This is a genomic window from Streptomyces sp. NPDC060366, from assembly GCF_042725135.1.
Classification (GTDB): Bacteria; Actinomycetota; Actinomycetes; order Streptomycetales; family Streptomycetaceae; genus Streptomyces.
Map to the genome: position 1 here is coordinate 98,392 of NZ_JBHXDC010000016.1, position 24,043 is coordinate 122,434.

General features: G+C 70.5%; 24 protein-coding genes and 5 tRNA genes. 8 read left to right on the plus strand and 21 right to left on the minus strand.

The window, feature by feature from the left end:
• Positions 1 to 28: 28 nt before the first annotated feature.
• Positions 29 to 1,699, minus strand: a complete 1,671-nt coding sequence (locus tag ACFWHU_RS30220) for a DAK2 domain-containing protein (RefSeq protein WP_387228664.1) — start codon at positions 1,697 to 1,699, stop codon at positions 29 to 31.
• Positions 1,700 to 1,958: 259 nt separating this feature from the next.
• On the opposite strand from ACFWHU_RS30220, the gene rpmB reads away from it, so the two are divergent.
• Positions 1,959 to 2,144: a 50S ribosomal protein L28 gene (gene rpmB / locus ACFWHU_RS30225; protein ID WP_003957616.1), complete on the plus strand. Its 186-nt coding sequence runs from the start codon at positions 1,959 to 1,961 to the stop codon at positions 2,142 to 2,144.
• 192 nt (positions 2,145 to 2,336) lie between these two features.
• Here the strand turns inward: rpmB and thiD are convergent, their stop codons facing one another.
• Positions 2,337 to 3,164, minus strand: coding sequence for a bifunctional hydroxymethylpyrimidine kinase/phosphomethylpyrimidine kinase (thiD, locus tag ACFWHU_RS30230; RefSeq protein WP_385798609.1), 828 nt, complete (start codon positions 3,162 to 3,164; stop codon positions 2,337 to 2,339).
• A gap of 33 nt (positions 3,165 to 3,197) precedes the next feature.
• Positions 3,198 to 4,160, minus strand: coding sequence for a thiamine-phosphate kinase (locus ACFWHU_RS30235; RefSeq protein ID WP_385798611.1), 963 nt, complete (start codon positions 4,158 to 4,160; stop codon positions 3,198 to 3,200).
• 179 nt (positions 4,161 to 4,339) lie between these two features.
• Between ACFWHU_RS30235 and ACFWHU_RS30240 the strand changes: the two genes are divergently transcribed.
• On the plus strand, positions 4,340 to 4,573 hold the full coding sequence (locus ACFWHU_RS30240; RefSeq protein WP_078074875.1) for an Lrp/AsnC ligand binding domain-containing protein: 234 nt from the start codon (positions 4,340 to 4,342) through the stop codon (positions 4,571 to 4,573).
• A gap of 32 nt (positions 4,574 to 4,605) precedes the next feature.
• The gene (locus tag ACFWHU_RS30245; RefSeq protein ID WP_387228667.1) at positions 4,606 to 5,079 is read left to right on the plus strand and encodes a DUF3515 domain-containing protein; all 474 of its coding nucleotides are present in this window, start codon (positions 4,606 to 4,608) and stop codon (positions 5,077 to 5,079) included.
• Between the two features lie 29 nt (positions 5,080 to 5,108).
• Here ACFWHU_RS30245 and ACFWHU_RS30250 read toward each other — a convergent pair whose 3' ends face one another.
• The 3 genes from ACFWHU_RS30250 to ACFWHU_RS30260 are packed head-to-tail and all read right to left on the minus strand — an operon-like array spanning position 5,109 to position 8,052.
• Positions 5,109 to 6,266 carry a D-alanine--D-alanine ligase family protein gene (locus ACFWHU_RS30250; protein ID WP_385798615.1) on the minus strand — a complete coding sequence of 386 codons (1,158 nt, stop codon included), beginning with the start codon at positions 6,264 to 6,266 and terminating at the stop codon, positions 5,109 to 5,111.
• A 35-nt stretch (positions 6,267 to 6,301) separates the two neighbouring features.
• Positions 6,302 to 7,303, minus strand: coding sequence for an NAD(P)H-dependent glycerol-3-phosphate dehydrogenase (locus tag ACFWHU_RS30255; protein ID WP_385798617.1), 1,002 nt, complete (start codon positions 7,301 to 7,303; stop codon positions 6,302 to 6,304).
• On the minus strand, positions 7,300 to 8,052 hold the full coding sequence (locus ACFWHU_RS30260) for a lysophospholipid acyltransferase family protein (protein WP_385798618.1): 753 nt from the start codon (positions 8,050 to 8,052) through the stop codon (positions 7,300 to 7,302). Before ACFWHU_RS30260 ends, ACFWHU_RS30255 begins: the two co-directional genes overlap by 4 nt.
• 187 nt (positions 8,053 to 8,239) lie before the next feature.
• Here ACFWHU_RS30260 and cofC point away from each other — a divergent pair, with 187 nt between their 5' ends.
• Positions 8,240 to 9,019: a 2-phospho-L-lactate guanylyltransferase gene (gene cofC / locus ACFWHU_RS30265; protein ID WP_385798716.1), complete on the plus strand. Its 780-nt coding sequence runs from the start codon at positions 8,240 to 8,242 to the stop codon at positions 9,017 to 9,019.
• A 17-nt stretch (positions 9,020 to 9,036) separates the two neighbouring features.
• Positions 9,037 to 9,237 (plus strand): hypothetical protein, encoded by a 201-nt coding sequence (locus ACFWHU_RS30270; RefSeq protein WP_387228670.1) that lies wholly within the window; start codon positions 9,037 to 9,039, stop codon positions 9,235 to 9,237.
• Between the two features lie 91 nt (positions 9,238 to 9,328).
• Here ACFWHU_RS30270 and ACFWHU_RS30275 read toward each other — a convergent pair whose 3' ends face one another.
• The 4 genes from ACFWHU_RS30275 to leuC all read right to left on the minus strand — a co-directional run bounded on the left by ACFWHU_RS30275 (position 9,329) and on the right by leuC (position 12,498).
• Positions 9,329 to 9,985: an HU family DNA-binding protein gene (locus ACFWHU_RS30275; RefSeq protein WP_385798623.1), complete on the minus strand. Its 657-nt coding sequence runs from the start codon at positions 9,983 to 9,985 to the stop codon at positions 9,329 to 9,331.
• A gap of 142 nt (positions 9,986 to 10,127) precedes the next feature.
• A complete protein-coding gene (locus ACFWHU_RS30280; protein WP_387228672.1) occupies positions 10,128 to 10,355 on the minus strand; it encodes a hypothetical protein in 228 nt (75 codons plus the stop codon).
• Between the two features lie 104 nt (positions 10,356 to 10,459).
• Positions 10,460 to 11,068 (minus strand): 3-isopropylmalate dehydratase small subunit, encoded by a 609-nt coding sequence (leuD, locus tag ACFWHU_RS30285; protein ID WP_385798626.1) that lies wholly within the window; start codon positions 11,066 to 11,068, stop codon positions 10,460 to 10,462.
• 5 nt (positions 11,069 to 11,073) lie between these two features.
• A complete protein-coding gene (gene leuC / locus ACFWHU_RS30290; RefSeq protein ID WP_385798627.1) occupies positions 11,074 to 12,498 on the minus strand; it encodes a 3-isopropylmalate dehydratase large subunit in 1,425 nt (474 codons plus the stop codon).
• A gap of 181 nt (positions 12,499 to 12,679) precedes the next feature.
• On the opposite strand from leuC, the gene ndgR reads away from it, so the two are divergent.
• Positions 12,680 to 13,396, plus strand: coding sequence for an IclR family transcriptional regulator NdgR (gene ndgR / locus ACFWHU_RS30295; protein ID WP_078074883.1), 717 nt, complete (start codon positions 12,680 to 12,682; stop codon positions 13,394 to 13,396).
• A 198-nt stretch (positions 13,397 to 13,594) separates the two neighbouring features.
• On the opposite strand, the gene ACFWHU_RS30300 is transcribed toward ndgR, so the two are convergent.
• Positions 13,595 to 14,077: a DUF4188 domain-containing protein gene (locus ACFWHU_RS30300; RefSeq protein ID WP_385798630.1), complete on the minus strand. Its 483-nt coding sequence runs from the start codon at positions 14,075 to 14,077 to the stop codon at positions 13,595 to 13,597.
• A gap of 115 nt (positions 14,078 to 14,192) precedes the next feature.
• On the opposite strand from ACFWHU_RS30300, the gene ACFWHU_RS30305 reads away from it, so the two are divergent.
• Entirely contained in the window at positions 14,193 to 14,858 is a 666-nt protein-coding gene (locus tag ACFWHU_RS30305) for a MerR family transcriptional regulator (protein WP_387228675.1), read from the plus strand.
• A gap of 65 nt (positions 14,859 to 14,923) precedes the next feature.
• Here ACFWHU_RS30305 and ACFWHU_RS30310 read toward each other — a convergent pair.
• The 10 genes from ACFWHU_RS30310 to ACFWHU_RS30355 all read right to left on the minus strand — a co-directional run bounded on the left by ACFWHU_RS30310 (position 14,924) and on the right by ACFWHU_RS30355 (position 19,615).
• Positions 14,924 to 14,996: transfer RNA gene (locus ACFWHU_RS30310), tRNA-Glu, on the minus strand.
• Positions 14,997 to 15,015: 19 nt separating this feature from the next.
• Positions 15,016 to 15,087, minus strand: a tRNA-Gln gene (locus tag ACFWHU_RS30315).
• Between the two features lie 26 nt (positions 15,088 to 15,113).
• A tRNA-Glu gene (locus ACFWHU_RS30320) sits at positions 15,114 to 15,186 on the minus strand.
• Positions 15,187 to 15,247: 61 nt separating this feature from the next.
• A tRNA-Glu gene (locus tag ACFWHU_RS30325) sits at positions 15,248 to 15,320 on the minus strand.
• Between the two features lie 19 nt (positions 15,321 to 15,339).
• A tRNA-Gln gene (locus ACFWHU_RS30330) sits at positions 15,340 to 15,411 on the minus strand.
• 90 nt (positions 15,412 to 15,501) lie between these two features.
• Positions 15,502 to 16,224: an HAD family hydrolase gene (locus ACFWHU_RS30335; protein ID WP_387228677.1), complete on the minus strand. Its 723-nt coding sequence runs from the start codon at positions 16,222 to 16,224 to the stop codon at positions 15,502 to 15,504.
• A 39-nt stretch (positions 16,225 to 16,263) separates the two neighbouring features.
• Complete coding sequence (locus ACFWHU_RS30340; RefSeq protein ID WP_387228679.1) at positions 16,264 to 16,935, minus strand: lipoprotein; 672 nt, start codon at positions 16,933 to 16,935, stop codon at positions 16,264 to 16,266.
• 113 nt (positions 16,936 to 17,048) lie between these two features.
• The gene (gene gltX, locus ACFWHU_RS30345; RefSeq protein WP_385798638.1) at positions 17,049 to 18,524 is read right to left on the minus strand and encodes a glutamate--tRNA ligase; all 1,476 of its coding nucleotides are present in this window, start codon (positions 18,522 to 18,524) and stop codon (positions 17,049 to 17,051) included.
• The gene (locus tag ACFWHU_RS30350) at positions 18,517 to 19,317 is read right to left on the minus strand and encodes a fumarylacetoacetate hydrolase family protein (protein WP_381793791.1); all 801 of its coding nucleotides are present in this window, start codon (positions 19,315 to 19,317) and stop codon (positions 18,517 to 18,519) included. The genes gltX and ACFWHU_RS30350 overlap by 8 nt, the downstream gene beginning before the upstream one ends.
• A 121-nt stretch (positions 19,318 to 19,438) precedes the next feature.
• Entirely contained in the window at positions 19,439 to 19,615 is a 177-nt protein-coding gene (locus tag ACFWHU_RS30355; protein WP_187280366.1) for a hypothetical protein, read from the minus strand.
• A gap of 579 nt (positions 19,616 to 20,194) precedes the next feature.
• Between ACFWHU_RS30355 and ACFWHU_RS30360 the strand changes: the two genes are divergently transcribed.
• Positions 20,195 to 24,043, plus strand: coding sequence for a nitrate- and nitrite sensing domain-containing protein (locus ACFWHU_RS30360; RefSeq protein ID WP_387228682.1), 3,849 nt, complete (start codon positions 20,195 to 20,197; stop codon positions 24,041 to 24,043).

Below are 24,043 nucleotides of genomic sequence, written 5' to 3' on the forward strand. Positions count from 1 at the left end.
ACGTGGCCGCGTGTACGCCGTGCCGCCCCTACTCCACGCCGATCAGCAACGGCACCGACTGGCGGCCTCCTCGGTAGATCACCGTGTCGACGGCCAGGTGTCCGTCCCGTACGTAGCGCTCCAGGCGCTCGGCCAGGGTGTCGGGCACGTCCTCGCCGAGCACGAGGGTGACCAGTTCGCCGCCCGCCGACAGCATCCGGTCCAGGACGCTCTCGGCGGTGGCCGCGAGTTCGGTGCCGATCACCGCGACGTCGCCGTCGATCAGCCCCAGCAGATCTCCGGCCTGGCAGATGCCGGCCATGGTCCAGGACTGCCGCTCCGCGACGGCCAGTTCGGCGTAGCGGGTGGCGCCGGCGGCCGAGGTCATGGCGACCACGTCCTCGTCGAAACGGCGGTCCGGTTCGTGCACCGCGAGGGCTGCGATGCCCTGTACGGCCGCCCTGGTCGGGATGAGGGCGACCCGGATGCCTTCGGCGCGGGCCTGTTCGGCGGCGGCAGCGGCGGTGTGGCGCAGCTCCGCGTCGTTCGGCAGGAGCACCACCTCGTGGGCGTGGGCGCGCCGGATGGCCTCGACCAGCTCGCCGCTCGCCGGCGGCTCTCCGGGGCGCGCGAGCACCGTCGTGGCTCCGGCCTCGGCGCACAGCCCGGCGAGACCCTCGCCCGGAACCACGGCGACCACGGCGCGCTGTGCCCGCTCCCGCTGATGCCCGGCGGCGGCGCCGAAGTGCGTGATGCGGATCCGGTACGGGCGCCCCGCCTCGACCCCGGCCTCCACGGCGGCGCCCGCGTCGTCGACGTGCACGTGCACGTTCCACAGCCCGTCGCCGCCGACCACGACGAGCGAGTCACCCAGTGCGTCGAGCCGGCGACGGAGCCGGGTGATGCCCGCCTCGTCCGTCTCCAGGAGGTAGATCACCTCGAAGGCCGGGCCGACGGGACTGTCGTCGGCGTCGCAGGACTCCACGACGGCGGGCAGGTCGTGCGGGCGGGCGCCCGGCGCGACGCGGGCCGGGGCGTCGCCCGTCACGGCCTCCACGAGTGCGGCGAGGACGGCGAGCAGGCCCCGTCCGCCGGCGTCGACGACCCCGGCGCGACCGAGGACGGCCAGCTGTCCCGGTGTCGCGTCGAGCGCGACGCGGGCCCCGGCGTAGGCGGCGTGGACGGCCGCGTCGCTGCCGTACGCCGCACCGTCGTCGCCCGCACCGTTCGCCCCGTCGCCCGCCTCACGCGCGGCGGCGTCCGCGGCTGCGGCGGCCACCGTGAGGATCGTGCCCTCGACCGGGTGCGCGACGGCCTCTCGTGCCAGCTGCGCCGCTCTGCGCAGCGCCCTGGCCAGGTGATCGCCGCCGTCCTCAGCCCCGGCGCCGGCCGTGTCCTCACACAGCACCTCGGCCATGCCCCGCAGCAGTTGCGCCAGGATCGTGCCGGAGTTCCCCCGGGCGCCGATCAGTGCCCCGTGCGCCATGGCCCGTACGGCGTCGGGCAGGTCCGGTACGGAGGTCCCCGTCGCGTGCGCGTCGAAGACGGCCTCGACGGCCCGCACGGCGGACTCCACCGTCAGATAGAGATTGGTGCCGGTGTCCCCGTCCGCGACCGGATAGACGTTGATCGCGTCGATCTCCTCGCGGTCCCGGCCCAGGGCGTCCAGCGCCAGCGAGCACCAGGTACGTACCGCTGCGGCGTCGAGGGTCTGCGGCACCTGGGGGTCCTCCTTGGCGGCCTGGGGCTGCGAACTGCACCGCAGGGTAGTCCGCCCGCACCGTAGTGGCAGGTGGGAGAGGGGGCGGGACGAGGGCGGGTTCGGCCATGGTAGTTTCGTTCAACCGGATCGGGCGTTGTATGCTCCTCCGGTTGCCCGTCGAGAGTCGGGCCATTTCCCCCGGCACAGCAGAAATCAGTCAATGATTCTGCCGCGCCGGAATTCACCGTAAGTGCATCTGAAGTCTTTGGAGTGACCCGTGGCTGCCAACTGCGACGTCTGCGGCAAGGGGCCGGGCTTCGGCAACAACATTTCGCACTCGCACCGCCGTACGTCCCGTCGCTGGAACCCGAACATCCAGCGCGTGCGTGCCGTGGTCGGTCGGACGCCGAAGCGGCTCAACGTCTGCACATCGTGCATCAAGGCCGGCAAGGTCTCGCGCTGACGTTCTCGTCGTAGCGCAGCCCCTGCGGTTGCCTTGAAAGCCGGTCCACCTCGGTGGACCGGCTTTTTGTCGTGCCCGTCTCGCGCTGTGCCGCGCCCCGTCGTGCCCAACTGGCGCACCGTGTTCCCGGAGTTGAGCACCGGGCACCGGCGTTCGGCGGCAAGCGGCACGGCAAGCATCGGGCCACGAGCCTCAGCGGAAGCGCCAGGCGTGGTCCACGGGGCCGATGCCACCACCCAGTGGGAAGCCGGCGGCGATCGCCCCCGTCACGTACCGCTTCGCCGCGACGACGGCCTCCAGGACCCCCTGCCCCGTCCCCAGCCCCGCCGCGATCGCGGAGGCGAGCGTGCAGCCGGTGCCGTGCGTATGACGGTTGTCGTGGCGCGGTGCGCGCAGCCAGTGCTCCTCGCTGCCGTCCGTCAGCAGGTCCACGGCGTCCCCCGGCAGATGCCCGCCCTTGATCAGCACCCAGCGCGGCCCGAAGGCCAGTACGGCTGCGGCGGCGCGAGGCATTTCCGCCTCGTCCCGCACCTCCAGACCGGTCAGCTGGGCGACCTCGTCCAGGTTGGGAGTGGCGACGGTCGCCGTCGGCAGCAGCCGCTTCCGTACGGAGTCCAGCGCGGACGCCGCGAGCAGCGGGTCCCCGTGCTTGGAGAACCCGACCGGATCGACCACCACGGGGACATCGGTCCCGGCGAGGAGTTCGGCGACGGTCTCCACCAGCGCCGCCGACGAGAGCATGCCGGTCTTCACCGCCTGGACGCCGATGTCGTCCACGACGCTGCGGTACTGGGCCCGTACCGCCTCCACGGGCAGTTCCCAAGCGCCTTGCACGCCGCGGGAGTTCTGCGCGGTGACGGCCGTGAGCACGCTCATGCCGTGCACGCCGAACGCCAGCATGGTCTTGAGGTCCGCCTGGATTCCCGCACCGCCACCGGAGTCGGAACCGGCGACGGTGAGGACACGGGCGGGCACACGGGCGGACCCGGAGAGCGCGGCGGACTCGGGGGATATGGCCATGCCCCCGAATCTACTGGCCCGCCGGACTCGGCCCTACGCCGTGTCCCCGAAGTGGTCCCAGCCGCCCTTGCTCGTCCACGGCGCCCCGTCGACCGTCACCTGCGGCAGCGCCGACGGGTTGAGGACCTCGCCGATCACCTTCCATCTGGCGGGCAGCTTGGCGTCCGGCGGGAACGTCGCGACGATCGCGTGGTCCTCTCCCCCGGTCAGCACCCACTGGAGCGGATCCACGCCCACCGCCTGCCCGATGTCGTTCATCTGCGACGGAATGTCGATGAGCCCCGACCGCAGATCGATTCGGACCTTGCTGGCGTCGGCGATGTGTCCGAGGTCGGCGACGAGGCCGTCGCTCACGTCCGTCATCGCCGTGGCGCCGAGCCCCGCCGCCGCGGGCCCCGCGTGGTACGGCGGTTCGGGACGCCGGTGCGCCTCGACGAAGGCACGGGGTGACCGGAATCCGCGCGACAGGACCGCGTGTCCGGCCGCCGACCAGCCCAACCAGCCTGTGTACGCGACGACATCGCCGGGCTGCGCGCCCGATCTCGTCACCGGCTCGTGGTTGCGCAGATCGCCGAGCGCGGTGATCGCGAGGGTGATCGTCTCGCCCCGTACGACATCGCCGCCGACCACCGCGGCGCCCGCGACCTGGCATTCGTCGCGGATGCCGTCCATCAACTCGGTGGGCCAGGTGACCGGGAGATCGGCCGGGACGACCAGGCCGAGCAGCAGCGCGGTCGGAACCGCCCCCATCGCCGCGATGTCGGCGAGATTCTGCGCGGCGGCCTTTCTTCCCACGTCGTAGGCGGTCGACCAGTCGCGGCGGAAGTGCCGCCCTTCAAGGAGGATGTCCGTACTCGCCACGACCCTGCGGTCGGGTGCGGTCACCACCGCGGCGTCGTCGCCCGGCCCGAGCCGGACCGCCGGGGTGGTGGTGAGCCGGGAAGTGAGCTCCCTGATGAGTCCGAACTCCCCCAACTCGCCCACGGTGCCCTTCACCGAGTCCCACCTCTCGTCGTGCGGCCGGCGGAGCCGGCCGCGCTGTACGTCAACTTCACTGCCCGGTACGTCACGCCGCCGGTGCCGCAGTACGCGCAGGTCTCCCCGCGGCACTGGGTGACGCGATAACGTGGCGTCCCTTCCCCCCACAAGATCCTCGTGGCCGCCCTGGAGGTTCCGTGGTACAGGCGTACATCCTTATTCAGACCGAGGTGGGCAAGGCGACGATCGTCGCCGAGACCATCGCGAAGATCCCTGGAGTGATACAGGCCGAGGACGTCACCGGTCCCTATGACGTGATCGTGCGTGCCCAGTCCGACACCGTGGACGACCTCGGCCGCATGGTGGTCGCCAAAGTCCAGCAAGTGGACGGCATCACCCGCACCCTGACCTGCCCGGTCGTGCACCTGTAGCCCCCGTCTACGCTTGGCCGGTGACCCTTCCGATGCGCAGGCTATCCGGCCCCCGGCTCGCCCGCCTGCCCGCCGTCCTCGTGCTCGCCGTGACAGTCGGCTGCTCCTCCACGGACGCCCCGGCGAAGGTCCCGGTTCCCAGCCCGCCGGCGGAGGAGGCGGCGTTGTGCCGCGCACTGGACAAGGAGCTGCCGAAGGCCGTCGCGGGGCACGACCGGAGTGATCCGGAGCCGGGTTCCGAACTGACCGCCGGGTGGGGGGACGCCGCGATCGTACTTCGCTGCGGCGTCCCCCGGCCCGAGCGGATGAGCGACCCCCAGGCGGAGGGCGTGGAGGTGGACGGCGTCAACTGGCTGCTGGAGGAACGGGATTCGGGCCCCCGGTTCACCACGACGTACCGCAGGACCTATGTCGAGGTCACTCTGGACGAGCGGTTCATGCACGACATCGGTCCGCTCTCGGACCTCGCGGCACCGGTCGCCGACACGGTGCCGCCCAGTCTGTAGCGGCGGTCCGCTACCGCCCGCGAGTCCCCTCAGCGCAGGCCGGTCGGGCGGCGCAGCGCCGCCTCGATCAGCCGGTCGATCAGCTCCGGGTAGCTGACGCCGCTCTCCTGCCACATCCGCGGATACATCGAGATCGGCGTGAAGCCCGGCATGGTGTTGATCTCGTTGATGACGAACCCGCCGTCCTCCGTAAGGAAGAAGTCCGCGCGGACCAGTCCCTCGCAGGACACGGCGTCGAACGCCTCTACGGCGAGCCGCTGGACCTCGGCCGTCTGCTCCTCCGTAAGAGGTGCGGGCACCAGGCCGGTGGCGGCGTCGATGTACTTCGCCTCGAAGTCGTAGAACTCGTGCGACGTGACGGGCGGGATCTCGGCCGGCACGCTCGCGCGCGGCCCGTCCTCGAACTCCAGCACCCCGCACTCGATCTCCCGGCCGCGCAGCAGCGACTCGACCAGGATCTTCGGGTCGTGGCGCTGCGCCTCCTCGATCGCGTCCTCCAGCCCTTCCAGGGCGTCGACCTTGGTGATGCCCATGGAGGAGCCGGCGCGTGCGGGCTTCACGAAGATCGGCCAGCCGTGCTCGGCGGCGAAGGCGACGATCTTCTCGCGGGCGGCGGACGGGTCCAGCTGCCACTCGCGCGGGCGGATCACCTCGTACGGCCCGACGGGCAGCCCGTACGAGAGGAACACCCGCTTCATGTACTCCTTGTCCTGGCCTACGGCCGACGCCAGGACGCCCGCGCCGACGTACGGGACTCCGGAGAGCTCCAACAGGCCCTGGAGGGTGCCGTCCTCGCCGTACGGGCCGTGCAGCACCGGGAAGACGACGTCGACCTCGCCGAGCGCCTTGGGTACGGAGCCCTGCTCGCTGTAGACGACCTCGCGGTTGCCGGGGTCTACGGAGAGGACGACGTCACCCTCCGTGGACTCGGCCAGTTCCTCGACGCTCGGCAGCCTGCGGTCGGCGATGCCCATACGGTCGGGTTCGTCGGCGGTGAGCGCCCAGCGTCCGTCCGTGGTGATGCCGATGGGCAGCACGTCGTACTTCGTACGGTCGATGGACCGCAGTACGGCGCCAGCCGTGACCACCGAGATGGCGTGCTCGGAACTCCGGCCGCCGAAGACGACCGCCACGCGCGGCTTACGGAGCTGCTGCTCAGGGCTCTGGGGGAGGTTCTCGCTGCTCATATCGCGATGAGGTTACCTGCTCGACCGCCGCCGAGTCAGCGGCGTTCGGGCTTGGCGCTGCGCGCCATCAGCTCCTTCACCGCCACGAGCGGGGGCTTCCCCTCGTGGACGATGCTCACGACCGTTTCGGTGATCGGCATGTCGACATCGTGCCGCTGGGCCAGATCCAGCACGGACTGGCAGGACTTGACGCCCTCCGCGGTCTGCGTACTCGCCGCGATCGTCTGCTCCAGCGTCATGCCGCGCCCGAGGTTGGTGCCGAAGGTGTGGTTGCGCGAGAGGGGCGAGGAACAGGTCGCGATCAGATCACCCATTCCGGCGAGACCGGAGAAGGTGTGCGGGTCGGCGCCCATCGCCAGCCCCAGCCGGGTGGTTTCGGCGAGGCCGCGCGTCATCAGCGACGCCTTGGTGTTGTCGCCGAGACCCATGCCGTCGGCGATGCCGACGGCGAGCCCGATGACGTTCTTGACGGCGCCGCCGAGTTCACAGCCGACCACGTCGGTGTTCGTGTACGGGCGGAAGTACGGCGTGTGGCAGGCCGCCTGGAGCCGGGTGGCCACCGCCTCGTCGGTGCACGCCACGACGGCGGCGGCGGGCTGCCTGGCGGCGATCTCGCCGGCCAGGTTGGGGCCGGTGAGGACGGCGACCCGGTCGGCCGGCGCCTTGGCCACCTCGCCGATCACCTCGCTCATGCGCTTGGCGGTGCCCAGTTCGACGCCCTTCATCAGGGAGACGAGGACGGTGTCCGCAGGCAGCACCGAGGCCCATTCGGCGAGATTGGCGCGCAGCGTCTGCGAGGGGATCGTGATAACGGTGAACTCGGCGTCCCTGGCCGCCTCGGCGGGATCGGTCGTGGCCCGTACCGAGGAGGGCAGTTCGACACCCGGCAGATAGCCCGGATTGGTGCGGGTGTTGTTGACCGCGTCGACGACCTCGCGGCGGCGTGCCCAGAGAGTCACCTCGCATCCCGCGTCGGCGAGAATCATGGCGAACGCCGTTCCCCACGATCCCGTCCCGAAGACCGCGACGCGCGTCACTGCAACCCCTCTTCCGCGGCCTTGCGCCGCTTCTCTTCCAGAACCCTGCGGTGGTCGTACGGTGCGGCGGGCGCCGGTTCGCCGCGTACGTCGGCGAGCAATTCGGTGATGGCGGCCATGATGACCTCGGTGACCTCGCGGAGGAGTTCGGGCGTCGGTTCCTGCCCGTAGAAACGGGAGAGATCGACCGCCGGGCCCGCCTGCACCCGCAGCGTCTGGCGCGGAAAGAGCCTGACCTTGTTCGGCTTGGCGTACGGCGGTATCACCAGATTGGCGCCCCACTGGGCGACGGGAATGACCGGCGCTTTCGTAAGGAGGGCGACGCGTGCCGCACCGGTCTTGCCGGTCATCGGCCACATGTCGGGGTCGCGGGTGAGGGTGCCTTCGGGGTAGAAGGCGACGCATTCCCCGCGCTCGATGGCGTTCACGGCTGCCCGGAAGGCGTCCAGGGCGTTGGAGCTCTCGCGGTAGACGGGAATCTGTCCGGTGCCGCGGAGCATCATGCCGACGAACGGCAGGTCGAAGAGGGCGGCCTTGGCGAGCAGTCGCGGCACCCGGCCGCTGTTGTACTGGAAGTGTCCGTAGGAGAGAGGGTCCAGAGCCGAGTTGTGGTTCACGGCGGTGAGGAATCCGCCCTGGGCCGGAATGTGTTCCATTCCCCGCCACTCCCGCTTGAACAGAACGATCAACGGCGGTTTCGCGATGACCGCTGCCAGGCGGTACCAGAAGCCGATTCTGGGGCGGGACACTCGGACACCTTTCTCTGTGGCCTGGCTTGGGCCGGCCCTGGCTGCCGGGGGTCAAGTGTCGCCCCAGGCCTCTGCTCTGTCGAGAACACCGTACGCCCCGGCCCGCGGACCGGACCTGCGGGCTCAGTTCGCCATTCCCGGGGCGTCGTGGGCCCTGTACCGCGCCGCACGCCGCGATCGGGCCACAATAGAGGGCCGAACGCGTAAGGACGGAGAGCTCGCCACGAACACCGACCCGATCGCCGCCTGGTCCCTGGTCGTTCCGCTCAAGCCGCTCGCCGTGGCCAAGAGCAGGCTCGCCGGTTCGACGGGCGATCTGCTGCGGCCCCGGCTGGCGCTGGCGTTCGCCCAGGACACCGTCGCCGCCGCGCTGGCCTGCCCCGTCGTACGCGACGTGGTGGTTGTCACCGACGATCCGCTGGCCGCGGCCGAACTGACCGCGCTGGGCGCGCGCACCGTCCCCGACAGTCCGGCGGCCGGGCTCAACGCCGCGCTGGCGCACGGCGCGCGGGCCGTCAGGGCGGGCAGGCCACGGGCCTGCGTGGCGGCGCTCAACGCCGATCTGCCGGCGCTGCGACCGGCGGAGCTGGCGCGGGTGCTCACGGCCGCCGGGGATTTTCCGCGCGCATTTCTCGCCGATGCCGCCGAAATCGGTACGACATTGCTGGCCGCGCGGGCCGGATCGGAATTGAATCCGGCATTCGGTGGCGCTTCGCGGCATCGGCATTTGTCCACGGGAGCGGTGGAAATTGTCCTGGCCGGGGTGGATTCCGTACGGCGGGACGTCGATACGGGCGAGGATCTGCTGGCCGCCGCGGCCCTGGGGCTCGGCCCGTACACGGCGCGGCGTCACGCGGGCCCGCGCCCGGTCCCGGGCCCCGTTCCAGGCCCCCCGCCGGGCCCCGTCGGGGGCCCCGCGCCCGCTCCGGCCTGCGACCCCGTCTGCGGGGCGCGGCCGGGCTGCTGACCGATACGCTGGCGGGCATGCAGGCGACCGCGTACACCTTCGATTCCGAGACCCGCAGCGGCAGTGTGCTGCTCGACGACGGGACTCCGGTGGACTTCGACGCCGTGGCGTTCGACGCGGGCGGTCTGCGGCTGCTGCGGCCGGGCCAGCGAGTCCGTATCGAACGCGCGGGCGGGAACAGCGGGAACATCACCCTGGTGACGCTCCAGACGTTCTGAGGGCCGTCGGGCGGCCCCACAACGCCGCGGGCCGGGCTCCCCCGAAGGGAGCCCGGCCCGGCGCGTGAGTGGCCCTACGGCCTTGTGCCGCTTACCTGTTCCTCGCGGTGGCCTTCTTGGCGGTGGTCGTGCGTGATGCCACCTTTCGGGCCGGCGCCTTCTTGGCGGTCGCCTTCTTGGCCGGCGAGGTCTTCTTCGCCGTGGCCTTCTTGGCCGCGCCCGTCTTCTTGGCGGTGGCCTTCTTGGCGGTCGTGGTCTTCTTCGTGGCCGTCTTCTTGGCCGTGGAGGTCTTCTTCGCCGCCCGCTTGGCGGTGCCCGCGACCGCGGTCTTCCTGGCGGCGGTCTTCTTCGCCGTCGCCTTCTTGGCGGTGGCCTTCTTGGCCGCGGCCTTGGCGGTCGTACGGGTGGAAGAACCGCCCGAGAGGCTGCCCTTGGGGGCCTTCTTGACGGCCACGTCGTTCTTGGGAAGCTTCTTCGAGCCGCTCACCAGGTCCTTGAAGCCCTGTCCCGCGCGGAAGCGCGGCACCGACGTCTTCTTGACCCGGACCCGCTCACCCGTCTGCGGGTTACGCGCGTAACGGGCCGGACGGTCGACCTTCTCGAACGAACCGAAGCCGGTGACGGAGACCCGCTCACCCGCGACGACGGCGCGGACAACCGCGTCCAGTACCGCGTCGACCGCGTCGGCCGCCTGCTGGCGACCGCCGACCTTGTCCGCAATTGCTTCTACGAGCTGCGCCTTGTTCACGTCTTCCCCTTCGGAGACATTGCCAGAACGAAAGTGTTCAAGCTTTTCCGCACGTTAGGCAGATATATACCGCAAATCAAACACGAAACGGGCTAATCACCCTAGTGCCGCAACGAAGTCGACCCCGCGGAGTTCCGCGGCTTCAGTCGCCTTGCGGGAATCGACCCTCGTCGAGGTCCTTCATCAAGCGGTCCAGACGACGTGCCGCGTCTAAGAGGTCGTGTTTGGCCGCGGCCGTGATGACCAGCAGCTTCCGGGTCAGCGCCATCCGTACGCCCTCCGGGACTTGCAGTGCGCGCACCCTTGTGTGCGCTTCCTTGAGCCGGTCGGCGACCACTCCGTAACGCTCGAGTTGGCTGTCGCGTTCCATGCACCGATTGTGCCATCTGGGGCGAGTTGTCGCCCGGCGGGGTCTCAACAAGGCACTGCGCCCCCTACCCGGAGGCAGGGGGCGCAGGTGGAGAAAAGCGCTGATCAGACGGCAATTGTGCGGGGTTTGAAGGAGGGCCGGGAGGCTTCGTACGTAGCGATGTCCGCTTCGTTCTTCAGGGTGAGACCGATGTCGTCGAGGCCGTTGAGGAGCCTCCATCGAGCGTTCTCGTCCAGCTCGAAATCAGCGGTCACCGTTGCTCCGTCGGGGCCCTCGGCGCGCACCTGACGCGCTTCGAGGTCCACCGTCACGGCCGCGGTCGGGTGCGCCTCGGTCAGTTCCCAGAGGTGGTCGACGACGCGCTGCTCCAGAACGACCGTCAGCAGACCGTTCTTGAGGGAGTTGCCGCGGAAGATGTCGGCGAACCGCGAGGAGATGACGGCGCGGAAACCGAAGTTCTGGAGCGCCCACACGGCGTGTTCGCGCGACGAGCCGGTGCCGAAGTCGGATCCGGCGACCAGGACCGAGGCGCCCTGCCGCTCGGGCTGGTTGAGAACGAAGTCCGGGTCCTTGCGCCAGGCCTCGAACAGCCCGTCCTCGAAGCCGTCGCGCGTGACCTTCTTCAGCCAGTGGGCCGGAATGATCTGGTCGGTGTCGACGTTGCTGCGGCGCAGCGGGACGGCCCGGCCGGTGTGTGTGGTGAAAGCGTCCATGGCGCTCAGGCCTCCACGGGGGTGCGGGTGTCGGACAGGTCGGCGGGCGAGGCCAGGTGGCCCAGCACGGCGGTGGCCGCGGCCACCTGCGGTGAGACGAGGTGGGTCCGGCCGCCCTTGCCCTGCCTGCCCTCGAAGTTGCGGTTCGAGGTCGACGCGGAGCGCTCGCCGGGCGCCAGTTGGTCGGGGTTCATGCCCAGACACATCGAACAGCCCGCGTGCCGCCACTCGGCGCCCGCGCCGGTGAAGACCTTGTCCAGGCCCTCCTCGACGGCCTGGAGCGCGACCCGTACGGAGCCCGGGACCACCAGCATCCGTACGCCGTCGGCGACTTTGCGGCCGTCCAGGATCGAGGCGGCCGAGCGCAGGTCCTCGATACGCCCGTTGGTGCACGAACCTACGAAGACGGTGTCCACCGTGATGTCGCGCAGCGCCTGCCCGGCGGTCAACCCCATGTATTCCAGGGCCTTTTCGGCGGCGAGCCGCTCCGAAGCGTCCTCGTACGAAGCGGGGTCGGGGACGTGCGTCGACAGCGGCGCGCCCTGGCCGGGGTTGGTGCCCCAGGTGACGAACGGGGCCAGTTCCGTGGCGTCGATGAAGACCTCGGCGTCGAAGACGGCGTCGTCGTCGGTGCGCAGCGTTTGCCAGTACTCGACCGCGGCGTCCCAGTCGGCCCCTTCGGGGGCGTGGTCGCGGCCCTGGAGGTAGTCGAAGGTGATCCGGTCCGGGGCGATCATGCCCGCCCTGGCGCCGGCCTCGATGGACATGTTGCAAATGGTCATGCGGGCTTCCATCGAGAGCTTCTCGATGGCGGAGCCGCGGTACTCGAGGATGTAACCCTGGCCGCCGCCGGTGCCGATGCGGGCGATGACGGCGAGGATCAGGTCCTTGGCCGTGACGTCGGCGGGCAGTTCGCCCTCGACGGTGATGGCCATGGTGCGGGGGCGGGCCAGCGGCAGCGTCTGGGTGGCCAGGACGTGCTCGACCTGGCTGGTGCCGATGCCGAAGGCCAGCGCGCCGAAGGCGCCGTGGGTGGAGGTGTGGCTGTCGCCGCACACGACGGTGGTGCCGGGCTGGGTCAGCCCCAGCTGCGGGCCCACGACATGGACGACGCCCTGCTCGACGTCGCCCAGCGGGTGCAGCCGTACACCGAAGTCCGCGCAGTTCTTGCGCAGCGTCTCCAGCTGGACGCGCGAGACGGGGTCGGCGATCGGCTTGTCGATGTCGATCGTCGGGGTGTTGTGGTCCTCGGTCGCGATGGTGAGGTCGAGCCGCCGCACCTGCCGGCCGTTCTGACGGAGGCCGTCGAAGGCCTGCGGGCTCGTCACCTCGTGCAGCAGGTGCAGATCGATGAAGAGAAGGTCGGGCTCGCCCTCGGCGCGCCGGACGACATGGTCGTCCCAGACCTTCTCCGCGAGTGTCCTACCCATCGCTTTCCCTTCGGCCGGCAGCGCCGCCGGCAGTCCTGGAGATATGTGGGGCCCACGCCGGTGTCCCACGCGCCCGCGTCGGCTGCGAACCCGGTTCGTGTACGGGCCCGTCCCTACAGGTTGGCAAGTTCCTCGGAAAATTGAACTTGCGTTTCACAGAGTGAGACGCGAGTATCGTTGCATGGACAACTCTAGCGGCGTCGGCGTTCTCGACAAGGCGGCTCTGGTACTGAGCGCCCTGGAGTCCGGTCCGGCCACCCTCGCCGGGCTGGTCGCTGCGACCGGGCTCGCACGGCCCACGGCACACCGGCTGGCCGTGGCCCTGGAACACCACCGGATGGTGGCGAGGGACATGCAGGGCCGGTTCATCCTCGGCCCTCGGCTGGCGGAACTGGCCGCGGCGGCAGGCGAGGACCGCCTGCTGGCGACGGCCGGACCGGTGCTCACACATCTGCGGGACGTGACCGGGGAGAGCGCGCAGCTCTACCGGCGCCAGGGCGACATGCGGATCTGCGTGGCCGCCGCCGAGCGGCTGTCCGGTCTGCGGGACACGGTGCCAGTGGGCTCCACGCTCACGATGAAGGCGGGCTCGTCCGCGCAGATCCTGATGGCCTGGGAGGAGCCGGAGCGGCTGCACCGCGGCCTCCAGGGGGCGCGATTCACGGCGACGGCACTCTCGGGCGTACGGCGGCGGGGCTGGGCCCAGTCGATCGGCGAGCGCGAGCCGGGTGTGGCATCGGTCTCGGCGCCGGTACGCGGGCCGTCCAACCGGGTCGTCGCGGCGGTCTCGGTATCCGGCCCGATCGAGCGGCTCAGCCGGCATCCGGGCCGGATGCACGCCCAGGCGATCATCGACGCGGCCGGACGGCTGTCGGAGGCACTGCGCCGCACCAGCTGAATCCGCGCCGTCACACGCCGTGACCCGGCGCCCGCGATGCCGCCTCCGTGTGCCGCGAGCGTCCCAACTCCGCCCCGTACGCTGCGGAGTTCACGCCCTCGCGTGCTCTCGTGAAGTGCGGAGCGTGCGCTGAGTCCTCCGGGTTTTCAGCGTTCTCGGCGTTGTCTGCGTTGTCTGCGTTGTCTGCGTTGTCGGACGTTACGAGCCGAGGCGGTCGGCCGCGCGCTCACCGCGGCGGCCGACGGGGACGACTCCCGTGGCCGCGGCGAGGCCGAAGGCCGGCATGTTGATGTAGACGTTCTCGTACGAGCCGGCCGGGACGACGTACGTCTCGTGCCAGAAGCCCACCTTGCCCTTGCCGGCGCGGAGCCGACGGTTGAACGCCGCCCACGCGGGGCGGTGCTCGCCGTCCTGCGCGGAGGCGTACGCGAGCAGTTTCTCCTTCGAGTCCCAGTACTGGACGACGTACATCACCCGCGGGAAGCCCAGCAGCGGCTGGAAGCCGATGAGCCCGCTCTCCTTGTCCCGCGACAGCTCCTTGAGCATTCTCGGCATGGCCGTGAACACCGGCCACCAGCTGCGCAGGGCGCGGAAGTTGTTGATGCGCATCCCGATGACGAAGACGACGACGTCGCCCTCGGCATCTGCGGTCATGCGGCCCTCGATCGGCTTCGTACCCATGACGTTCCCCCTGGTTCCGGCCGCACGGCGGCGGCGCTACGGGCGGCCCCCTCATTGGAGAGTGCCACTATCCATGATTGGATAGTGGCACTCTCCAAAGGAAGGTGCAAGCGGTATGCGCATGGCGGAGCTGAGTGAACGCAGTGGGATACCCACCGCCACGATCAAGTACTACCTGCGGGAGGGGCTGCTCAGGCCGGGCCACCGGATCACCGCCACGCAGTCCACGTACGACGACGGGCATCTGCGCCGGCTGCGCCTCGTGCGCGCGCTGATCCAGGTGGGCCGGATGCCGGTCGCCACGGCGCGTGAGGTCCTGACGGCCATCGAGGACGAGTCCATCGACCACCACAGGCGCCTGGGCGCGGCGATCAGGGCGCTCCCCAACGACGGGGCGCTGGACGCCGCGTTCGACGCCGGCGAGCTGGACGAGGAGACGGAGTCCGCGCGGCGCCGGGCCGAGGAGCTGTTCGGGGAGCTGGGCTGGACGCACGCGGCCGAGGTGGGGGCCTCGGAGGCCGCGTACCGCGTCCTGGTGGGCGCGATTGCCGGGCTGTCCAGGACCGGCTATCCGTGCGAGCTCGCGGACCTGCTGCCGTACGGGCGGCTCGCCGACCGGCTCGGCGTCACCGACATCGACATGGTGGAGCGGTACGGGGACCCGTACGAGCAGGTGGAGGCGGCGGTCGCGCTCACCGTGCTGTACGAGCCGGTGCTGCTCAGCCTGCGCCGGCTCGCGGAGGCCGAGGAGTCCAACCGGCGCTACAGTCCCGGGAATTGAGCGCGTCGAGCGGTTCGGAACAGAAGAAGAGGCCCTCCGCTGACGCGGAGAGCCTCTTCGTCACGTACCCCCGACCGGATTCGAACCGGCGCTACCGCCTTGAGAGGGCGGCGTGCTAGGCCGCTACACAACGGGGGCCAGCAGGTGGAGCGTTGAGCTGGGCTACCAGGACTCGAACCTAGAACAACGGAACCAGAAACCGTCGTGTTGCCAATTACACCATAGCCCAAGGGTGGTTCAGACTTACTTGCTGCGTACCCCCGACCGGATTCGAACCGGCGCTACCGCCTTGAGAGGGCGGCGTGCTAGGCCGCTACACAACGGGGGCCCTAGCGATCCTGCATCGATGTGTCCGGGTGCGACCCGAAGAAATCGGAGAGAAGGATCTGTACCCCCGACCGGATTCGAACCGGCGCTACCGCCTTGAGAGGGCGGCGTGCTAGGCCGCTACACAACGGGGGCGTTGCAGAAGAACTCTGCGCTGGGCTACCAGGACTCGAACCTAGACTAACGGAACCAGAAACCGTCGTGCTGCCAATTACACCATAGCCCACCAAAACCCAACCCCCTGGATGGGGGGTTTTGTTTGGGTTTGCGCCTTCCGGTCAGACCTTGCGATCTCTCGGGCGGCGCAGGAAGAACATTACCCGATGGGAGACGGCGCTCCAAAACGAGTATCACCGCGCAGCAGGGCGGGCAGGCGGTCCAGATCGGTGATCGTGACGAGCTCGGGACGCCCGCCGAGCCGCCCCCGGTCGAGCCAGACTCCGGCCAGTCCGGCGGCGGTGGCTCCGCCGGCGTCGATGTCCGGTTCGTTCCCCACGTAGACGACCTCGGCCGGATCGAGTTCCAGGGCGTCGCACGCCGCGTGGAAGGCGGCGGCGTCGGGCTTGGAGACACCGAGTTCGGCGGCGCACAGGACCGTCTCGAAGTAGTCCCGTACGCCGAGGGTACGGAGCTTGCGCTCCTGGTTGTGGAGGCTCGAATTGGACAGCACGGCCTGACGGTAGTCGGGGGCCAGCGAGTCCAGTGCGGGAAGGGCGTCGGGGAAGAGCTTCCAGGCGGACTCGTAGTGCGCGACGTAGCGGTCGAACCAGGCGTCGGCGTCGGTGTCGTCGAGCGCCTCCGTACCGAGGAACTGCCTTACGCGGTCGCGTCGCTGTCCTTGGAAGGTCGTCTCCCCGCCGGCGAACCGCAGCCACTGGACGTCGGTGATCTCACGCCAGTACGCCAGGGCCCGCTCGGCGGTGCCGAAGCGGTCGGTGAGCCCTTCGGCCGCGAGATGCAGCCGCATACCCGCGCGGTCGGCGGTGGTGTAGTCGAAGAGGGTGTCGTCGATGTCCCAGACGACGGCGCGGATCGGCATGCCGGTCACGGTATCGGCTCCGCCGATGGCCTCGGGGGCTCAGTTCGCGCGCAGGGTCTTCTTGGCCAGTTCGAAGGCGGGGAGCATGGCGTCGTGTTCCCCGCTGTCCAGCCCGCCGAGGTGGATCACTGCCACGCCCTTGGAGGTGGTGACCGCCAGGGCCCGTTCCTTCTTCGACTCCTCGAGCACTTCACTGGTGGTGATGTAGCCCACCTCCGCCGCGGGCAGGGAGCCGGCCTTCGTCTCCTGGTACTCGGCGTCGCCCGCGGTCTTGTCCGCCGCGACGAACGCTTCGAGGACCTCGCGCGCGGTGGAGTCGGTGGTGTCCGCGGTCCAGACGCGGAGGTAGCCGATGTTGCCGGCCGGCTTCGCGTCGATCTCGCAGGCCATCTCCACCGGGCCCTGCCGGGCCAGCTCCGCGAGCGCGGCGTCGGCGGCGGCGTCGATCTCGACCGCTTCCGCCGTCCACTTCGCGGCCAGCGCGAAGGTCACGGGCAGGGCGCAGGGAGATCCGGCTGCGCCGATCGTCTCGCCCTTCTCCGCCGTCTTCGAGGCGTCTTGGGCGGGCGACGCGGCGGCGTCCGCGCTGTCGCCACCCTTGCGGCCCGAGTCCGAGCCGGAACCCGAGTCCGGGCCCGAGTCCGACGAGCACCCGGTCACCAGAGCGACCAGCAGCACCGCCGGGACGCTTCTTCGTATCAACTTCCGCACCGTTGTCCCCCGTTGTCTTTCGCAGAGAGTGGACGTGGGCCCGACGGCGTCCGGCCGCCGGGCCCACGTGTCGTACCGATCGGATGGAGCTCGCGCGTCAGTTCGTCAGCGCGTCAGGCCGCGAGCTTGGCGAGCGTGGCGTCGATACGCCGCAGCGTGCGCTCCTTGCCCAGGATCTCCAGGGACTCGAAAAGCGGCAGGCCCACGGTGCGGCCGGTGACCGCGACGCGGACCGGCGCCTGGGCCTTGCCGAGCTTGAGGCCGTGCGCCTCGCCGGCCTCGAGGACCGCGTTCTTCAGGGACTCGGCGCTCGACCAGTCCGCGTCCGCGAGCTTCGCGCGGGCCGTGGTGAGCAGGGCCAGCGGGTCGCCCTTCATCGCCTTCGTCCAGGACGCCTCGTCCTCGACCGGCTCGGCGAGGAACAGGAAGTCCACGTTGGCCGTGATGTCCGAGAGCACCGTCACGCGGGTCTGCGCGTACGGGGCGATCGCCTCGAAGGCGGCCTGGTCGAAGTCCTCCGGCGCCCAGTTGGCGTACGGGGCCCGCAGCCAGGGGGCGCACGCCTCCATGAAGGTCTTCACGTCCAGCTGCCGGATGTGGTCCGCGTTGATCGCCTCGGCCTTCTTCAGGTCGAAGCGCGCCGGGTTGGCGTTGACATCGGTGATCTCGAAGGCACCGACCATCTCCGCGCGGGAGAAGACGTCCTGGTCCGCGGAGAACGACCAGCCCAGCAGGGACAGGTAGTTGAGCAGACCGTCGGGCAGGAAGCCACGCTCGCGGTAGAGGTTCAGCGAGGCCTGCGGGTCGCGCTTGGAGAGCTTCTTGTTGCCCTCGCCCATCACATACGGCAGGTGCCCGAACTGCGGCACGAAGTGGGCCACGCCAAGCCCCATCAGCGCCTGGTAGAGCGCGATCTGACGGGGGGTCGAGGAGAGCAGGTCCTCGCCGCGCAGGACGTGGGTGATCTCCATCAGCGCGTCGTCGACCGGGTTGACGAGCGTGTAGAGCGGCGCACCGTTGGCGCGGACGATGCCGTAGTCGGGCACGTTCTCCGGCGTGAAGGTCAGCTCACCGCGGACCAGGTCGGTGAAGGTGATCGGACCGTCGGGCATCCGGAAGCGGACGATGGAGGTACGGCCCTCCGCCTCGTACGCCGCCTTCTGCGCGGCGCTGAGGTCGCGGCAGTGGCCGTCGTACCCGGAGGGGCGGCCGGCGGCGCGCGCGGCGTCGCGGCGGACCTCCAGCTCCTCGGTGGTGCAGTAGCAGTGGTACGCGTGGCCGGCGGCGAGCAGCTTTTCGGCGACGTCCCGGTAGATGTCCATGCGCAGCGACTGACGGTACGGCGCGTGCTCGCCGCCCACCTCGGGGCCCTCGTCCCAGTCGAGGCCGAGCCAGCGCAGCGAGTCGAGGAGCTGCTGGTACGACTCCTCGGAGTCGCGCGCGGCGTCGGTGTCCTCGATGCGCAGGACCAGGGTGCCGCCGTGGTGGCGGGCGAACGCCCAGTTGAAGAGGGCGGTGCGGACCAGGCCCACGTGGGGGTTGCCGGTCGGCGAGGGACAGAAACGTACGCGGACGGTCGCGTTAGCCACGCTTGATCACCTTGTTGGTGAGAGTGCCGATGCCTTCGATGGTGACGGCGACCTCGTCGCCGACGCTGAGGGGGCCGACCCCCGCGGGGGTGCCCGTGAGGATGACGTCGCCGGGCAACAGCGTCATGGCCTCGGTGATGTGGACGACGAGGTCCTCCACGGAGCGGACCATGTCACTCGTGCTGCCGAGCTGGCGCTGTTCGCCGTTGACGGTGCACTGGACGGCGAGGCCGTCGGCGACGGCCGGCAGACCGATGGAGGTCTCCACCCAGGGGCCGAGCGGGCAGGAGGTGTCGAAGCCCTTGGCGCGGGCCCACTGGTTCTCGCGCTTCTGCGCGTCGCGCGCGGTGACGTCGTTGGCGCAGGTGAAGCCGAGGATGACGTCCTTGACGCGTTCGCGGGGCACCTCGCGGCACATCCGGCCGATCACCACGGCCAGTTCGGCCTCGTAGTGAAGGTCCTCGGAGAACGAGGGGTACTCGACGTCGTCGCCCGAGCCGATGACCGAGGTGGTCGGCTTGAAGAAGACGACCGGCGATTCGGGCACCTCGTTGCCGAGCTCCGCCGCGTGGGCCGCGTAGTTGCGCCCGATGCCCACGACCTTGTTGGGGAGCACGGGAGGGAGCAGGCGGACCTTGCTCAGCGGGACCTTGGTGCCGGAGAGCTCGAAGTCGGCGTACGGAATGCCCTTGATGATGTCGAGGACGAGGCCGGCGGCCGTACCGCCGGTGCCGTCCTCCTCGACCGCGCCGAAGGCGACATTGCCGTCGATGGAGAATCTGGCGATGCGCACGGGAAGCTGTCGCCCCTCACTTTGCTGCTGGCTGGCTGGAGACGATCCGTCTCAGGACGTCTCAGGCTAGCGCGGTGGGGGCCGGGGGCCGACGCGGTGCGGTGGCGCCGCGGGCCGTGCCTTAGTGTGCGACGGGGGCGTCGATCAGCGTCGTACGCCGCGGGTTCGCGGTGCGCAGCGGCAGGTCGACGGAGTGTTCCGGCTGCACGGGCGGGAGGAGCTCCCCGGCGTCGTCCAGGTTCGCCAGCGTGGTGCGGCGGGGGTTGGCGGTGTTGCGGAACAGCTTCGTCGTCTTCATCGGTGGTTTCAGACCTTGTCGGGATACGGGTGCCCGGGAGCACCGGTTGTCAGATTCGTCATCTCTGTAAAGCGTCAGGCTAAACACGTAATTCCCCGCCAGAGCCCTGATGCCGCAACGATCTCCATGTGAGTTTGCTCACGACCTGCCGGGCATTTCGCCCAACACGGACAGAGGTCGAGACCTCCGGAAACGGACATTGCCCTATCGAACCCTTCATTCCGCTCCTGATCATCAGGACTGGGGCACCCCCCGACTGTCAGGGACTCGTTACGGGAAGTCCGTTTCCTCCCTGAACGACGTCTACCGATCGTCACTCCCCCCTCACAACGTGTCACCCAGGTCACAGCCCGGTACGCGGCCCTTGTTGGAGATCCGGCTCTGTGCTGGAATTCCACGCACCGCCGCGGGTTCTTCAGGACGGCGCGTAAGGGCGCGACGCGGCGCCGAGTGGCATGCGGGGAAGGGGAGCATCGCCGGTCACTCAACGACCACCTTGGAGCGCACTCTGCGCTCCACGACGCCGACACCGTTCCGCCGTACTGCGGGGGGACGCCTGGTCCAGAGGTTGCGACGCTAGTGCAGGGACGTTTCAAGAGGGATAGCAGCGCTGCGGCGGAGCAGGAGCCCCGCGGCGGAACCGACCGCGGCTCCTCGCCCCAGCACACCCAGAACCCGGGCCCGGGTCCGGCCGGCGAGGGTGGCGACCGGGGTGCCAAGTCCGGTGCGGCGCCCGGTGGCGACACCCCGAGCCCCGCTCCCAAGTCGGCGTCGACCGACGCGGGTTCGCGAATAGCGCTGCGCAACTGGCGCATCAGCACCCGTCTGGTGGCACTGCTCACCCTGCCGGTGGTCGCGGCCACCACGCTGGGTGGACTGCGTATCAACGAGTCCATGAACGACATGCAGCAGCTGGAGCACATGCAGTTGCTGACCAAGATGACGAAGGAAGCGACCAGCCTCGCCGCCGCGCTCCAGGCGGAGCGTGACGAGTCGGCGGGTCCCCTCACCAACGGCGCGAACCCCAAGGACTTCAAGGTCCAGGACCGTCGTACCAAGACGGACCGGGCGAAGAAGGCCTTCCTCGGCGCCACCGTGGACATCGGGAACACCGACGGCGACCAGGCGCTGGAGTCGATCCGCGCCAACGTCAGCCAGATCGCGACCCAGGTCAACAAGATCCAGGAAATCCGCAAGGACGCGTACGACACGGATGCCACGCACTCCCTGACGGTCGACGCGTACAGCGGTCTCATCGACTCGCTGCTGAGCCTCTCGCAGGACATGGCGCAGGCGACCAGCAACCCGGACATGATCAAGCGGACCCGCGCCCTGGCGGCCTTCTCCTCCGCCAAGGAGTACGCGTCGATCCAGCGCGCGATCATCGCCTCCGCGCTGCCCGCCTCTCCCAAGGAGGCGGGCGATCTCAACGAGAACGACCGGCTCTACGGTCTGGCGGCGGCCACCAAGGGCGACAACGCACTCGCCTCCTTCGACGCCCTGTACGAGTCGATGGGCGGCAACGCCGAGGAGCTGACGGCGCCGCTCAGCGGCAAGGGCAACCCGGAGATCAACGCGGCAGACGAGTACGCGGACCGGGTGCTCGGTATCTCCGGCGGTCTGGAGGGGCGGCCGAAGCGCTCGTACCTGGACTGGACCGACCAGGCGTCCACCAAGATCAACGCGATGAACATCATCGAGCAGACGCTGCTCGGTGAGATGGAGAACAAGGCGCGTCAGCTGCGCGAGAAGTCGCAGCAGGACGCCCTCATCAACGGTGCGCTGATCCTCGTCGTGCTCGGCGTCTCGCTTGTCGGCGCCTTCGTCGTCGCGCGCTCCATGATCCGCTCGCTGCGGCGCCTCCAGGAGACGGCCACCAAGGTCGCCCAGGACCGGCTGCCCGAGCTGGTCAAGCAGCTCTCCGAGGCCGACCCGCAGGACGTGGACACCTCCGTCGAGTCCGTCGGTGTGCACTCCAGGGACGAGATCGGCAAGGTCGCCGCGGCGTTCGACGACGTGCACCGCGAGGCGGTCCGACTGGCCGCCGAGCAGGCGCTGCTGCGAGGCAACGTCAACGCGATGTTCACCAACCTCTCGCGCCGCAGCCAGGGCCTGATCCAGCGTCAGCTGTCGCTGATCTCCGAGCTCGAATCCCGTGAGGCCGACCCGGACCAGCTGTCCTCGCTGTTCAAGCTGGACCACCTCGCGACCCGTATGCGCCGTAACGGTGAGAACCTGCTGGTCCTCGCCGGTGAGGAGCCCGGCCGCCGCTGGACGCGCCCCGTCCCGCTGGTCGACGTGCTCCGTGCCGCGGCCTCCGAGGTGGAGCAGTACGAGCGGATCGAACTGGCCTCGGTGCCCACGACCGAGGTCGCCGGCCGCGTCGTCAACGACCTCGTGCACCTGCTCGCCGAGCTGCTGGAGAACGCGACGTCGTTCTCCTCGCCGCAGACCAAGGTCCGCGTCACCGGTCACGCGCTGCCCGACGGGCGTGTGCTCGTCGAGATCCACGACACCGGCATCGGCCTCTCCCCCGAGGACCTGGCCGCGATCAACGAACGGCTCGCCTCGCCGCCCACCGTGGACGTCTCGGTGTCGCGCCGCATGGGTCTGTTCGTGGTCGGCCGGCTCTCCCTGCGTCACGGGATCCGGATCCAGCTGCGCCCCTCCGACTCCGGCGGCACGACCGCGCTGGTCATGCTGCCCGTCGATGTCGCCAACGGCGGCAAGAAGATGCCGCCGCGCCCCGGCGTCGGCGCGCAGAACGGTGCGGGCGGACAGTCACCCGCCGGTCAGGGCGGCCTCGGCGGCGGTCAGCAGTCCGGCATCGCCGCCGGGCTCGCGGGCGGCGCGGCCGGAGCGGGCCGTCTCGCCACCCCGCCGTCACGCGGCCAGGTCGGCGCCGGTACGGGGCCCCGCGCCGCGCTGCCGGCCAGGAACGGGGCGCAGAGCGGTCTGCCCACCCGGCCGCAGCAGTCCGGTCCGCCGCAGGATCCGCAGCGTCAGGGCCCCGGCCAGGGTTCGGGTCAGCCGAGCCTGTTCGGTACGAGCCCCCGCGAACAGGGCGCACCGGGCCGTCCGGGCCCCCAGGCCGGTCCCGGCCCTTCGGGTCAGGTGCCGCAGGCCGGCGGCCGGCTCGCCCGGCCCGGTCAGAGCCTGTCGAGTCCGAGCGGACGCGGCGGCCCCGGCAACCGCGACCGCGGCGGGTTCCCGCAGGGTGCCAACGCCTCGGCCGGTGGACCGCCGCCGGTCGACCGCGGCCGTCAGCTTCCGCCGCCCGGCGGTCCGCGCGCCGAGCTGCCGGGGGGCAACCCGCAGCCGCCGCAGCGCCCGCAGCGTCCCGGAACCACGAGCTGGGGCGGCCAGCAGCCGCCCGCGCCGCAGCGGTTCTCGCCGGACGCCCCGCGCGGCCACGAGGAGCCCGAGTCCACCGGTCAGTTCGCCATGCCGTCGGCGGGGCAGGGTCCCGGCTCCACGGCCGAGTTCCAGCGTCCCGACTTCGACGGTCCGCGACCGGACCTGAACACCGGCGCCGTCGGCGCCGGCGGTGGCAACGGATTCGGTGACACCGGATCCCACCAGCTGCCCAACTCGGGCGACGTGAATGGCGGTTGGCAGGACCAGGGCCAGGGCTCCACGGCCCAGTTCCCCCGTCCCGACTTCAACGCGCCCCGTCCACCCGCGCCGGGGGCCGCGCCCGGCTCGCCCGGCGCCGACCTCTTCGGTCAGAACCCGCCGCCCGGACAGGGCCGGCCGGGCAACGACCAGAGCCAGGGCCGCCCCGCGTTCGGCCAGAACGGCCCGAACGGCGCCGACTTCGGCGCCCCGCGCCCGCCGGTCGGCGCGCTGCCCCAGCAGCCGCAGCCGGAGGCACTGCCCCCGGCCGGGCCGGGCGACGGCCGTACGCCGCTGTTCGACAGGCTGGAGACGAACTGGTTCCACGGGCAGCAGAACGGCGGCTCCGGCCGCCCGGAACAGCCCGAGGGACCCGAGCAGCAGCCGACGTCCCCGCAGTACTCCCCGGAGGGACTGCCGGACCGACCGGCGTCCTCTCCTCCCCCGATGCCGCAACGGCAGCCCGCGAACGGCAACACGAACGGCAACGGCGCCGTCACGTCCTCCTGGCGCACGTCACCCAATGACGAGCTGGTACGCCAGGCCGAGCGGGTCAAGAAGCCCGCCGCGGGCGGAATCACCACCTCAGGCCTGCCCCGTCGGGTCCCGCGTGCCAACCTGGTGCCGGGAACCGCGCAGGAGCAGAGCAATCAGACCGGTCCGCAGGTCTCGCGTGCGCCGGATGACGTACGCGGCCGGCTGACCAACCTTCGCCGGGGCATTCAGCAGGGACGTCAGGCCGGCGGCCGTACCGCCGACAGCTCGACGACCGGCAGTTTCAACCTCGGCCCCTCTCACCAGCAGGAGCGTTAG

What these genes read in the sequence shown, in the direction of transcription:
- thiD (WP_385798609.1), bottom strand. Translation starts at nt 3,164, where the DNA reads ATGGCCATATCCCCCGAGTCCGCCGCGCTCTCCGGGTCCGCCCGTGTG.
- ACFWHU_RS30245 (WP_387228667.1), top strand. Translation starts at nt 4,606, where the DNA reads ATGCGCAGGCTATCCGGCCCCCGGCTCGCCCGCCTGCCCGCCGTCCTC.
- ACFWHU_RS30250 (WP_385798615.1), bottom strand. Translation starts at nt 6,266, where the DNA reads ATGAGCAGCGAGAACCTCCCCCAGAGCCCTGAGCAGCAGCTCCGTAAG.
- ACFWHU_RS30270 (WP_387228670.1), top strand. Translation starts at nt 9,037, where the DNA reads ATGCAGGCGACCGCGTACACCTTCGATTCCGAGACCCGCAGCGGCAGT.
- ACFWHU_RS30280 (WP_387228672.1), bottom strand. Translation starts at nt 10,355, where the DNA reads ATGGAACGCGACAGCCAACTCGAGCGTTACGGAGTGGTCGCCGACCGG.
- leuD (WP_385798626.1), bottom strand. Translation starts at nt 11,068, where the DNA reads ATGGACGCTTTCACCACACACACCGGCCGGGCCGTCCCGCTGCGCCGC.
- leuC (WP_385798627.1), bottom strand. Translation starts at nt 12,498, where the DNA reads ATGGGTAGGACACTCGCGGAGAAGGTCTGGGACGACCATGTCGTCCGG.
- ndgR (WP_078074883.1), top strand. Translation starts at nt 12,680, where the DNA reads ATGGACAACTCTAGCGGCGTCGGCGTTCTCGACAAGGCGGCTCTGGTA.
- ACFWHU_RS30300 (WP_385798630.1), bottom strand. Translation starts at nt 14,077, where the DNA reads ATGGGTACGAAGCCGATCGAGGGCCGCATGACCGCAGATGCCGAGGGC.
- ACFWHU_RS30305 (WP_387228675.1), top strand. Translation starts at nt 14,193, where the DNA reads ATGCGCATGGCGGAGCTGAGTGAACGCAGTGGGATACCCACCGCCACG.
- ACFWHU_RS30335 (WP_387228677.1), bottom strand. Translation starts at nt 16,224, where the DNA reads ATGCCGATCCGCGCCGTCGTCTGGGACATCGACGACACCCTCTTCGAC.
- ACFWHU_RS30355 (WP_187280366.1), bottom strand. Translation starts at nt 19,615, where the DNA reads ATGAAGACGACGAAGCTGTTCCGCAACACCGCCAACCCCCGCCGCACC.